Origin of the sequence: Aquimarina sp. RZ0, from assembly GCF_008370685.1 — a bacterium.
Classification (GTDB): domain Bacteria; phylum Bacteroidota; class Bacteroidia; order Flavobacteriales; family Flavobacteriaceae; genus Aquimarina.
Genome location: NZ_VTZU01000006.1, coordinates 60,206 through 73,596 on the forward strand (window position 1 = coordinate 60,206; position 13,391 = coordinate 73,596).

The 13,391-nt window shown below is 33.3% G+C and carries 8 protein-coding genes; 3 read left to right on the plus strand and 5 right to left on the minus strand.

All coding sequences use genetic code 11. The features are described 5' to 3' along the window. The first annotated feature begins 125 nt into the window (after positions 1–125). Both F0000_RS03900 and F0000_RS03905 read left to right on the plus strand, forming a co-directional pair. Positions 126–3,044 carry a TonB-dependent receptor gene (locus F0000_RS03900; protein ID WP_149623394.1) on the plus strand — a complete coding sequence of 973 codons (2,919 nt, stop codon included), beginning with the start codon at positions 126–128 and terminating at the stop codon, positions 3,042–3,044. Positions 3,045–3,093: 49 nt separating this feature from the next. Then, entirely contained in the window at positions 3,094–4,521 is a 1,428-nt protein-coding gene (locus tag F0000_RS03905; protein ID WP_149623395.1) for a DUF5689 domain-containing protein, read from the plus strand. A 63-nt stretch (positions 4,522–4,584) separates the two neighbouring features. On the opposite strand, the gene F0000_RS03910 is transcribed toward F0000_RS03905, so the two are convergent. From F0000_RS03910 to F0000_RS03920, 3 genes are read right to left on the minus strand one after another with little or no spacing between them, the layout of a single operon-like run. After that, entirely contained in the window at positions 4,585–4,992 is a 408-nt protein-coding gene (locus F0000_RS03910) for a response regulator (RefSeq protein ID WP_149623396.1), read from the minus strand. 22 nt (positions 4,993–5,014) lie between these two features. Continuing rightward, positions 5,015–6,466 carry a PAS domain-containing protein gene (locus F0000_RS03915; RefSeq protein WP_149623397.1) on the minus strand — a complete coding sequence of 484 codons (1,452 nt, stop codon included), beginning with the start codon at positions 6,464–6,466 and terminating at the stop codon, positions 5,015–5,017. A 43-nt stretch (positions 6,467–6,509) separates the two neighbouring features. Next, positions 6,510–6,905, minus strand: coding sequence for a DUF2721 domain-containing protein (locus tag F0000_RS03920; RefSeq protein ID WP_149623398.1), 396 nt, complete (start codon positions 6,903–6,905; stop codon positions 6,510–6,512). A 611-nt stretch (positions 6,906–7,516) separates the two neighbouring features. On the opposite strand from F0000_RS03920, the gene F0000_RS03925 reads away from it, so the two are divergent. Continuing rightward, on the plus strand, positions 7,517–8,422 hold the full coding sequence (locus F0000_RS03925) for a M57 family metalloprotease (RefSeq protein WP_149623399.1): 906 nt from the start codon (positions 7,517–7,519) through the stop codon (positions 8,420–8,422). A 196-nt stretch (positions 8,423–8,618) separates the two neighbouring features. Here F0000_RS03925 and F0000_RS03930 read toward each other — a convergent pair whose 3' ends face one another. Beyond that, the gene (locus F0000_RS03930; protein WP_149623400.1) at positions 8,619–10,310 is read right to left on the minus strand and encodes a helix-turn-helix domain-containing protein; all 1,692 of its coding nucleotides are present in this window, start codon (positions 10,308–10,310) and stop codon (positions 8,619–8,621) included. A 207-nt stretch (positions 10,311–10,517) separates the two neighbouring features. Next, positions 10,518–13,370 carry a glycosyl hydrolase gene (locus F0000_RS03935; protein WP_149623401.1) on the minus strand — a complete coding sequence of 951 codons (2,853 nt, stop codon included), beginning with the start codon at positions 13,368–13,370 and terminating at the stop codon, positions 10,518–10,520. Between the last annotated feature and the right edge of the window lie 21 nt (positions 13,371–13,391).

A 13,391-nucleotide genomic window follows, 5' to 3' on the forward strand; every position in this document is an offset into this window, starting at 1 on the left:
AGGTTATTGAGTATTAACTTATTGTAAAATATAATTCAAAGCTTATACCAAAATTAGCTTTTCTATTTAAAAGATGTAATTTTGAATAGCATAAATATAAATTTCTTAATTAAAACCATTATTTGATGAAGGTGTCACTACTCAAAAAGAGGATTCTCTTTTTAATGACTTTTTTAATATCTGTTACTATATCTTATGCACAGCAAACAGGATTAAAAGGTAAAATCGTTGACGCATCCACGAATGAAAATTTATCTGATGTAGTAATTATGATCAAAGAAACTTCTGTTTCTACGACATCTAATACTTCTGGAGAATTTGATTTTGGAAATGCGAAACTTCCGTTGGGGGAACATATTCTTTTAATATCCAAAATGGGATATATTACAAAACGTTATCCTGTTATTATTAATGAAGGAACTATTTTAGATCTAAAAACGATAGACCTCAAGTATGATCTTACTCAGGAACAAATACAAATTGGTACCATAAGTCTTTCTGATAATGAATTAGATGAAGGAGATGATAATACATCTTTTAATGTATCGGGGCTTTTGCAAGCATCAAGAGATGTTTTTCTCAGTGCCGCAGCCTTTGATTTTAGTGCTACTTTTTTTAGACCCAGAGGGCTTGGTAATGAAAACGGAAAAGTACTGATCAATGGTATCGAGATGAATAAACTTAATGATGGAAGACCGCAGTGGAGTAATTGGGGAGGACTCAATGATGTACAGCGTAATCAGGAATTCTCATTAGGTATCGCAGCAAATGAGTATACATTTGGAGACCTTGCCGGAACAACGAACATTATTATGAGAGCTTCTCAATATAGAAAAGGAGGAAGAGTATCATATGCCGCTTCTAATAGAAGTTATACAGGAAGAATCATGGCTAGCTATAATTCCGGACTCATGGGTAATGGTTGGGCATATAGCATATCATTAGCACGTAGAATGGGAAAAGAAGGTTTTATCGATGGAACTGTATATGATGCTAATTCTATTTTTACCTCTATAGAGAAAAAAATTAATAATAAACACAGTTTAAATCTAACAAGTTTTTATACTCCTAATCGCAGAGGCAGGTCTACCGCGATAACAGAAGAAGTTTTTAATCTAAAAGGAAGAACATACAACCCTAATTGGGGATACTTTGATGCGCAAAAGAAAAATTCCAGAATACGAGAAGTAGAAGAACCTGTATTTATGCTCAATCATTACTGGGATGTTACGAATAAAACGAGTTTAAACACTAATATTGCGTACCAGACTGGTAAAATAGGAAATAGCCGTTTAGACAATAATGGAACCGATCTAGTTACCTTCAATGGACAAGAAACCTATATTGGAGGAGGAGCCAGTAGAGATACAAACCCAATACATCAAAGCTATCTACCAAGTTCTTTTTTACAAGATCCTACTCCTACACCATTAGATTTTCAGAATGCTTTTTTAGCACAACAAGAGTTTATTAGAGATGGTCAGATAAACTGGAATCGATTAATAGAGGCTAATCAATTAAACAGACAACAAGGAAATAACGCTACCTATATATGGTATGAAGACAGAAATGATGATACGCAATGGAGTTTTAATACACTGATGAATACTCAGTTAACAGATCATATAAGTCTTAATGGTGCTATTAATTATAAAACTTTAAAGAGTGAAAATTTTGCAGAGGTACTAGATCTTCTCGGAGGAACAGGCTTTCTGGATGTAGATTCTTTTGCTACTTCTGTGACCAATGCGAGTGACTCAAACCTAAGTCCGCAGCAGTTAGCAGATAGAGCACAGAGTGATCTCAGGAATCGCAATCGAATAGTAGAAGTAGGTGATCGCTATGACTATAATTATGAAATCAACGCTGATGTTATTAGCGGATTCGCGCAAGCACAATTTAAATATAATAAAATTGATTTTTTCTTAGGAGCAAATGTATCGCAAACCTCTTACCAGAGAAACGGCTTGTTTGAGAACGGATATTTCCCGGGAGCAGAATCTTTTGGCAAAGGTTCAAAATTAGACTTTACTAACTATGGTGCAAAAGGTGGTTTTACCTATAAAATTAATGGTCGTAACTTAATAGATATTCACGGTGCTTTTTTTACTAAAGCACCAACAATCAGGAATGCTTTTGCCAACGCGAGACAGAATAACAGAACTATAGCTCAACTATTGGGAGGAGATCAGGAGAGCGAAAAAGTTCAATCTGTCGATGCCAGTTATATTCTTAGAACTCCAAAAGTAAAAGCCCGAATAACTGGTTATTATACAAAAATGGAAGATGCTACCGATATCTCGTTCTTTTTTACCCAGGCAATCTCTGGTGCAGATGCTGGATTTGTACAAGAAATATTAACTGACGTAGACAGGTTACATATAGGAGGCGAGCTGGGTATAGAATATCAGATTACCCCTACCATAAAACTAAAAGGAGCAGCTGCCATAGGTCAATTTACATATGATAATAATCCAAATTTATATCTCGCAAGTACCAATGATATTTTTTTGGATGAAAGTGTTGAAGGGTTTATCGGAGTTAAAGATTTTGGGGCAGCAACATTAGAAAATTACCGCATTGCCGGAGGACCACAAAATGCTGCTCAATTAGGTTTTGAATATCGAGACCCCAATTTCTGGTGGTTTGGAACCACAGCTAATTATTTCTCTAATGCTTATATTGATATTAGCCCTTTTGCCAGAACTTCTAATTTTAATCAAGATATAGATGGATTGCCGTTTAATGACTTTGATGAAAATATAGCCAGAGAATTACTAAGACAAGAACAGTTTGATGATTATATTTTAGTAAATGTCGTGGGAGGCAAATCCTGGAGAGTAAAAGATTATTTTGTTGGATTTTTTGCAACAATAAATAATGTTTTTGATAAACAATATAGAACAGGTGGTTTTGAGCAAGCCAGAACAGGTAATTATAGATTAGCTCTAGAAGAGTTTCAAAGGGATACACCTGTTTTTGGTCCCAGGTACTTTTATGGATTCGGAGCTTCATATTATCTGAATGTATATGTAAGATTTTAAATAAAAAATTAAAGAAATTCTTAAATAAAGAACAAAAAATAGTGTAAAAATGAATTTAGTTACTACAAAAAAGATTCTTAGTATTTTGGTTTTGGTAGTATTAGTTGCTGCTTGTGTACAAGATGACGATTTTAAGACACCGCCCTTAACAAATGTAGAACCAGCGATAGATAACAATTTGATTATGGATGTTGGGGCAGTTTTGGGGCAAATTGCTCAAGCCAATGGGGAAGCCGTTATTTTTGAGGATTCTGAGAATTTTATGAAAGGATATGTAGTATCCAGTGATAGATCAGGCAATTTTTTTGAAGAATTGATAGTACAGGATAAACCAGAAAATCCAACAGCAGGGATACGAATTTTGGTAGATGTTAATCCATTATTTACCAGCTATGAATTTGGACGTAAAGTGTTTATAAGATTACAAGGGTTATCTGCAGGGGTAGAAAATGGAGTGGCCACCTTAGGAGTTTTGGTGGGTAATGAAATTGATCAGATACCATCCTTTTCTCAGGAAGAGGTAATCAAGAGATCTGCAGAGGTAGCTACGATTGTTCCTTTAGAAATAAATATTGAAGATTTTTCTGATGCTATTTCTAATCTATACGTAACGATTAACAATGTGCAGTTTAACAGGAATGATGTACTAGGTGATAACCCTCTTACTTTTGCCTCTGAAGCGAGTGACAATTTTGATGGAGAAAGAAAGCTCGAAAGCTGTAATACAAGAGCGACGGCTATTTTGAGCACCAGTACTTTTGCAGATTTTAAAGGGTTGCAATTACCAGCAGTACAAGGAAGTTTTGAAGGGATATTGACTAAAAACTTTTTTGGAGATACATTTAATCTGGTATTGAATGATCCTACCGGATTGGTGTTTGAGAATGATACGCGTTGTGATCCTCAAGAAATCTCTTGTGGCTTGGCAAGTATGATAGGATCTACAAATTTATTTTCTGATAATTTTGAAACGCAAAGCATCAATTCTCCCATTTCTGGTAACGGGTGGACTAATTTTATAGAAGAAGGAACAGAAACCTGGGAAGCGTTTACCTCGACTGGAAACAATCCGTCAATAGGGATTTCTGCCCGCGTTGCTGCATTTGGCTCTGGCGATGCTAATACTATTGCCTGGCTGATTTCTCCTGCCATTAATCTGGATGCGCAGGATGGAGAAACATTAAGATTCCAGACCTCTAACAGCTTTGCTGATAATAGTGAATTAGATGTACTATTTTCTAAAGATTGGGATGGAACTGAAGCAACTATTGCCACTGCTACCTGGGGAATATTTACAGATGCTACCATCGTACAGGATGCTGATTTCTTTGGAAATTGGATTGAATCCGGGAATATCGATCTATCTTGTGAAACCGGGAGCATCTATATCGCTTTTAGATATAGAGGAAATGATGCGGATACAGATGATTTTAATGGTACTTACGAGCTAGACGAAATTAGCATTGATGCTAATTAACATGAATTTGGTTATAAAAAAGCAGAATTCTTAGTTTAAAAAAACTAATTCAGCTTTTCTTTTTTAAGCCATACTAAAAATTGATTCCAGTTCCGTAATTGTAATTGGCTTAATTAAGTAATCTGTAACCGTACTAATACTTTTGGCTTTTTTGATATCAAGAGGATTGATAGAAGAGCTTACAATATAGAGTGTGATTATTTTTCCGAATCTATTTTTGATCCTTGTGAATTGGGCTAAAAACTCCCATCCATCCATTACCGGCATATTGAGATCTAAAAAAATGATATCGGGGATACTTTCTTGATTCATATTGGTCAAAATGGCTTCAAAAAAATTCAATGCATTCTTTCCATTCTCAAAAACCAATAAATTTTTGCAAAGCTGTTTTGCTTCAATAATTCTTTTGACTAGATTTACGTATACGCTATCATCATCAATAATACACGCTACTCCTATTTTATCGCCCATAATATAAGTAATTGTATGTTTTTCAAAATTCTATAATAAAAGTTGTCCCCTCATCTACCACGCTTTCTACTTTAATCGTTCCATCCATGGATTCTACCTGGTTTTTAGTCAAAAACAAGCCAATCCCTACTGCATCTTCATTGTAATGAAATGTTTTATACATCCCAAATATTTTATCCTTAAATAATCTCATATCGATACCTCGTCCATTATCCGATATTTTCAGATACTTCTTTTTCCCCTCAATGTATGTTTTTATATTAATAATGGGATCTCTATCCGGATGTTTATACTTGATAGCATTGGTAATTAGGTTTAACAATATACTTTCCATATAGGCCGGAATATATTTAATCTCCTTCAGTTCACTAAAATCTGAATCTACAAGAGCGTGACTATTATTAATCATATGACTAATACCATCAACTACCAATTTTAATGCATCTTTGAACTTAACAGAAACTCTTTCTTGTTTATTATTGGTTTGTATGGTTACGATCTCATTTAAATGTTCTATAGTTGTATTGAGATTAGAAGAAATGGTCTTTACTTCTTTTATTAATTCTTCTTTTTCCTTAGGTTCATCTATATCTTCTATCAGCTGTACTAAGAGGGATAGGTTACTTGTATGAGATCTAAGATTATGAGATACTATATGTGCAAAATTAAATAGCCTGGAGTTCTGCCCTGCTATGATATCTACGGATTTCTGTAATTTAATTTCTTTTCTTTTTATATCATCAATATCTTGAAACACACCGCGAATTCCTATAATTTCTTTACTTTCATTATACATTGGTTTTCCGATCGCACGTGCCCAAAATTCTCTTTTTGTAGAAGTCATCATTTTGATCTCTGTATTGAATGGAGTTCCTGCCATAGCACACTTAAAAAAACAATCTGCAGCCAATTGTCTGCAATCCTCTGTGTAATAATTCGCAGAATCTTTTAAGGAAGGAATATAATCATCCGGATATTCTAATATTCTATAGGTTTCAAAATCCCAATAACTTTCCTTTTTCTGAAAATCTACATACCAGCTTCCTGTAGCTGTCATCTGAGCTGTTTCTTTATAATAGAAATTGTCTTTTTTGATAGTTTGATCAGGTTCTAATTTTATCTCAAAAAAAAAGACAATACTTACTTCGGATTTTATATTTACGGGTAATTCATTATTAGTAGCACATCTAAACAATTGATAATTACCCTGATGGTTACGTATTTTGATATGTTGTTTAAAATTTACCTGATTATTTTTATAATTCAGAAAATTATCCCTAAAAACCTCAACATCCTCTTTGTGCAATAGGTTTTCTAAAAAAAAATCTAAATCAGATTGGATATCTTTTTTAGAATATCCAAGGATTTCATAAAACCTATCAGACCAGATTTCTCTATAAGGATCTCCACGTAACTCCCAATACCCCGTATTGAATTCTTGCATTACTTTATTAAAAAGTTCATTTTGAAGCATTAAGAAGTAATTAAAAATAATCCGTCTAACAATATAAGGATTTCTAATTATTTTCTTCTATTCTGTCTAATCTAATCCCTAATGCTTTAGTAGAAATCTGTACTTCTATTAATGATAAGACCAATGAAACCATAAGAGAAAACAAGCTTATACCAAATAGTAGATTTGCCAAATCTTCTTGTTCAATATATAATAAGAACATCGTGATTACACTGGTAAGAAAACTTACAATCGCAATTGCCTGCATATTTCTTATAAGCCAAAGTCGTTTTCTAAGGTTTTTGATTTGTAACACAGTATTTTTTGATGGAGAAGAAAGATATTCTTTATGTAACTGACGTATTAATGCCGCAATAGCAAGATATCTGGCATTGTATGCCAACATCGTAAGGGATATTGCTGGAAAAAGTAATGCTGGAATACTCATCGTTAAGATCATCGTATATCTTTTTTTAGTTACTAATTTACTCGATAATCGAGATTTAAATGTCTCGGAGGTAGTTTACTTTAAAACTGATAGTATGCTTAGTTTTCTCAAATAAATAATTCTACTTGATTTTATATTCATAGGCTATTTAAACTTAGAACTCATCTTTACTTTTTATTCTTAACCGAAAATGAGATGAAACTTGAACAGATAAGGTACTTTTTGTAGTCTACAGTAGCACTACAGACGAAAAAGGTAACGAAATATGGACGAATTTCAGCTATTTTTTAGGAAATAGAAAAAGTCAAGATAAGTTCTTAGTGTATGATCCTATTTTGCAACTTCTGAGCGATATTTTATGCCTTTTCTGGTTTCATAAAAAATACTTTTTTTCATTGTATGAAGTATTTCGTAAAAGAATGCCTAATATTCTCTTTGAAGTATAGCCTTACTTACTTGTAAAAAGTAAGTTTAAAAGATAGTAGTATAAATAATTTGGGGGTTTCTATATAAAAAATAAGGTTTTTACATACTAAAAGTAGGGTTTTTACTTTATTAGCTGTTTATCTAAATAGTTAATATAATTAACACAATAATCACTTATTTTATTAATTAAAATTGTAATGAAAGTTTTAAAAAAAAAATCAGAAACAAACATTGTTCATAGTCTAAAGATCATTGTATTTATCGTTTCTATGGGGTTACTATTTTCTTGCGAGACTGAAGAGTTCTCTCAACAAGAAGAAATTCCTCTATCAGGTTTAACCAAGCAAGAACAAATAGATGTTGCAAAATTAGGGTTTAGACCTGGTGAAACAGAAAAAATAAAAGTTAAAGGCGCTGATGGTGTTACAAAAGATTACTACTTATATTCTGATATGAAGGTTCCTGTATCAGCATTAAAAGATTTAATTGCGTATGCTGACGAATCTTTATCAAAAGACGAAAGTTTTAAATTAACAAGAACATACAATACTGCTGCAGGAAATCGTAGGTATAACGTTGTTTTTGTTGGTTTTGAACCAGGTTTCCAGAGACAGGCAGCTGGGGATATGATATGGTTGTTCAACAATGTTTTACGTACCACAATAAGATTAGATATCAAATTCGTGAATAACCAACAACAATTAGAAAACACACCAAGAGATATTTATATAGACATCAGAAACCTTGGAGGGGACATCTTTGCAATTAGTGATGTACCTTTTAGGTCAAAACCTGGTGAACGTATCTCAATTAATAGAAAAAAGATGAATAAAATGTCTACAAGGGCAAACCTTCGAGAAGTACTGATGCACGAAATATTACACACTTTTGGGATGAACCATAGTGATTGGAGAACAAATAGAAGTTGCGGTGTAAATATAGCCGATCCGTCTATTGAAACTATTGGAGCTGTTCCAATTGGTGGTGCTAATGCATCTGGAAATAATTTAGATTCTATCATGCTCGCCTGTGGAGAATTAGTGGGACGTGGATTTATGCCTGATGATATTGCATCAATGCGAGGTGTATACGGGTTCAAATAATAGTATACTATAATTTACCTCTTATCGGTTTATATAGCAATACAATTATACAAGTACGGAGGTTTTGAAGTTTTTTTTAAAATTACTTTGGTATATCGTACCTTCGTCAGATTACATTCTTTGAAAACGGGAATTCTAAAATAGAATTCCCGTTTTTATTATTATACATATCTCCTAGTACTTTATCCTACAGAATTTAGCCACGTTTTTTATGAGTATCTCTATATTCTTTTGGTGATATTCCTGTATGTTTTTTAAAAGCGCTATAAAAAGTAGATCTGGAATTAAATCCGGATTCCAAAGCAATATCCACAATTGTATAATTGATAAACTTAGGATCTTCAAGCTTAGATTTGGCATCCTCTATACGATACCCGTTTACATATTCTGAAAAATTGCTATTGCTTAATTTATTGACCAATTGAGATAAATAATTACTACTAATATTTAGCATTTTAGCGATACTATCCAGTCCTACATTAGAATCTCTATATATTTTTGCTTCTTTCATTAAAAAATGAAGTTCTCTAAAATAAATATTGTCATTCGTGATGTTAGTCGGATTTTTACTGGTGATCTGAGCAAGTTTTTTTGAGGTAAGCTTGGCTATTAATTGAAATAACAGGATGTGGTTTTCATCAAAAAAACCTTCTTGCGAATGTTCAGAGTCTAATACGCCTATAATTCTATCGTCTATTTTGATAGGAACCGCCAGTTCTGATCTCCTGCTAATATCATCAACTATATATCTAGGATCATAGGTAACGTTATAAATGCATTCATATACTCCAGATTGTGCTACCTGTCCCACGATCCCTTGCCCCAAGGGAATCTCAATAGGACTCAGGACTTTTCGCTCTCCTTGATTTTTGTTACCATAGGCAGCTTTTTGTACAAGTACTCTCTTTGAAGGGTCTAAGATATAGATAATACAGTCTTCTAATTGTAGATACGAGATGCAATTCTCTACAATATCCCATACTACATCTTCTAACTTATTTTTATCAAATAACGATGTAGAAAAATAACTTAATATACCTGTAATCTGTGATGGCTTATCATAATGAATTAATTCTAATTCTTTATCAGAAAACATATGATTTAGCCCAGACATCCTAAAACTCTCAATGGCCTTCTGCACTTCTTCTGCTTCTGTTTTGTTTTCTTCGGATACAGTATCAATATGTCTTGTACCAAAAAATAAAAATGTATAATAAAAAACTATGTACAAAATCCAGTAAGGGTAATAAGGAAAATGCCCGCTGATATCTTCTCGAATAAAAAACAATATAATAGTTAATAACCAAAGGATATTAAATGTAATAAATATCCCAACGATAGTTTTTATCCATTTTGTTTTTTTCTTTACCTGCTTAAAAGATAATCTGCCTAGTGCATTTTCATATCTAAGAATTATTAAAAGATTCCAGATACTAATAATAATACTAAATGCTAAGGCAGAATTTTCATCAACTTCTGTATGGATTATAGTAAATATTTTTTTTGATATCCATGCATAATCCAGAAATATGTTGACCTTAAGCAATGTATACAACGTAAAAAATGATATAAATGGTAAAAAAAGATACACGCTATTCTTTTGATATATTTCCTCTTTTTTAAGGTAGTAACAAATAAATGCTGTAAAATATACTGGAGATAGATACTGAAATGGAAGAAAAAACATAAGAATCCAGGGATGAAATTTATGAATACCAAAATCCATCAATAATACTTGAATAATAATCAGGTTTGATGTAATAAAAAATCCATAAAAATATCTATATGTCTTATCCTTTTTCCATTTTTTGACAAGTTTCCATACACTGAGAATCACAAGGATCAGACAGGCAAAAAATATTCCTATATTATATGGGTTTATCTTCATGGTTGGTTGTAATAAAAGCTATATAAAGTAAAAAATATTAATTGGTTTCTATATCATCTTTTCCCAGATCTACAAAAGTAAGCTACTTCAGGGCAAGCCACGAGGCATTTATTCAAAAAAAAATAGACTGCGAGGAAAGCCTCAGAGCATTATAAATCTCGATTATCGAGTAAACCTCTAAAATGTACTAAAAACTGATGTATGTTTCTAGTGAATTTCTAATATCGTCTTTTCTATTTGTTTGCCATTAGAAATAATTACTTTATATTTTCCTACGGGCAAATAATACTTCCCATTTTTCTTTTCAGGAATATCTTCATCGGGATACTCTTTTAACAAAATTTTTCTTCCTTTTTCAGACAAGGTAAGGTCGTAACTTGCATAATTAAATCCTTTAGTAGAAGTAGTAGAAAACTCTTGCAGTATTTTATCACTTTCTGTAGAAATCTTAATAGTAATGGCTCCATTTGTACTAGCATAATATTTTATTGAAGTAGACGGTTCATTAGCATCCAACCATTTGCTCCAGGAACTTCCCCAATCGGATGAAGATTTTACCAGATCCATTGGGAATACGTATAAAGGCAAAGAAAGTATCTTATTATCCAGGAGTTGTAGTGGTTCTATATTGGTTCTATAAATACTTCGACCATGGGTACCCAGCAAAAGATCATGTGCCTCTGGTTGTATTACAATATCATGAATCGCCACATTGGGTATTCCCTTTGAAAAGGATTGCCAGGTTTTTCCTTTATCTAAAGAGACATAAGCTCCATTGTCTGCGCCTACATATAAAACATTTTCATTTTCAGGGTCTTCCTTGATGACATTAATTGCAGTAATAGGTAATGTTTTACCAATATTTCCCCATGTTTTTCCATAATCCTCACTAACATATATATAGGGTGTAAAATCATCCCATCGATATCCATTTAAGCTTACATATATTCGTTCTTTTTTATGAGAAGATGCAACTACTCTGGAGACCCATAAATCTTTTGGAAAACTATCAGAAATCTTATCCCAGTTTCCTCCTGCATTTTTGGTAACATAAACCAGACCATCATCACTACCTGTATAGATTAACCCAAACTGAAAACTGGATTCTGAAATACTTGTTAATGTACCATAAGCTACATTTCCTTTTTTACCTCCTTTGGTAAGGTCTTCTGAGATTGCTGTCCATTCATCTCCCTGATTCATAGAGCGCATCAATTTGTTACCTCCCATATATAAAATATCCTGATTATGTGGTGATAGTAATATAGGAGTTTGCCAATTGAATCGATATGGTGATTCTCCTAGTTCATGTTTTGGCTGTATATATATTTGTTCATTTATGGAGCTGTTTACTCTATAATAATTACCAAATTGAAATCCGGTATATACAATATTGTTATCTCGATTATCAATCTGTACTTGCATCCCGTCACCACCCATAATACTTTTCCAGGGATAATGACCATTTTGATGCCATTGTGCATCTTCTTTGGCATGTACCGATCCCATCCAAACACCATTATCCTGCAATCCTCCATATACATTATACGGTTTTTCGTGATCAACATTAATAGCATAAAACTGCCCTACACTGGGTTGATTTGCTTTGATCCAGTGCTCACCATCATCATAAGTAATATTCACTCCACCATCATTACCATTGATCAGATGATTTGGGTTTTTAGGATTTATCCAAAGTGAATGATGATCTGCGTGTACATTTTCTCTGTTAATACCAGTATAGGTTTTTCCTCCATCTTTGGATTTTAAGATAGGGACTCCAGAAATATAAATATGTTCTTTATGTATTGGATTCACCTGTATCTGTGCAAAATAATATCCATAACTAAAAAATATATCATCCAGATATTCTGTATGTGTTTTTTTCCAGGATTTTCCACCGTTATCACTTCTATACACCTCTGCTCCGATTACTGGAGTATCAAAAAGAAGTGAATTAGCATCCTCCAGATATTTTGCCAGATCTACAGGCATTACTGATCCACTGCGCACCAGTTGTTTTACATTTTCTGCACGATATTTTTCCTGAAACCCATTTGTTTTTAAATAAGTATTCAACTTTTTATCTTCTATCTTTAAAAAAGTCGCTGCAGACATGGTTTTAAAATCTTCTTTGGTAAGTGAAGCGTCTGTATCAGCCTGCTTATCTTTTGTTCTCCTAAACTGATTGTCAAGGACAGCATATATGGTATTCTCATCATATACCGCCAATCCAATACGTCCTACGCCTTCTCCGGTAGGAAATCCACTGCCATCTGTAGATATTTTATTCCAAGAAATTCCTGCATCGGTACTTTTATAAATACCAGATCCCACTCCGGATCCCTTAAAATTCCAGGCTTTGCGATCCTTATCCCAGGCAGCAGCATACATAATATTAAAATTTCCGGGAGCATATGCCAGATCAATTATTCCTGTATTGTTATTAATAAATAAATGTTGTTTCCATGTTTTTCCTCCATCAGAAGTTTTATAAATCCCTCTTTGTTTATTCGCAGAGTATAAATGCCCTGTAACTCCCACAACCACCTCATCCGGGTTATCGGGATTGATAATAATTCGCCCGATATGATGAGCATCAATAAGTCCCACATTTTTCCAGGTCTTACCTTTATCCGTAGATTTTAAGATTCCTACTCCGGCGTATGATGATCTGGATGAATTATTTTCTCCGGTACCCACCCAGAGAATATTATTTTTCCAGTCTACCGCAATATCACCTACATTGATGGTTTCTGCAGTATCCAGAACAGGTTCAAAACTGGTTCCGTTATTTACAGTATGCCATAATCCTCCCGATGCATATGCTACATAAAATTCTGTTGTATTATCAGGATTCACAGCGACATCCACCACTCGACCACTCATTACGGATGGTCCTATATTCTCAAAAGGAATATTCTTTACGATAGATGATTGCTCGAGTTTTGTTTTTTGACGAAGCCCTTTCTGTATTACTTCAGCCAGAGTAGCCGGTTGCTGAGAAAGAAGTACGTTAAAAACAAGTGTACATAAAAAAGTAACGGTAGATGATTTCATGCTGAAGGAAATTTAGTGGTT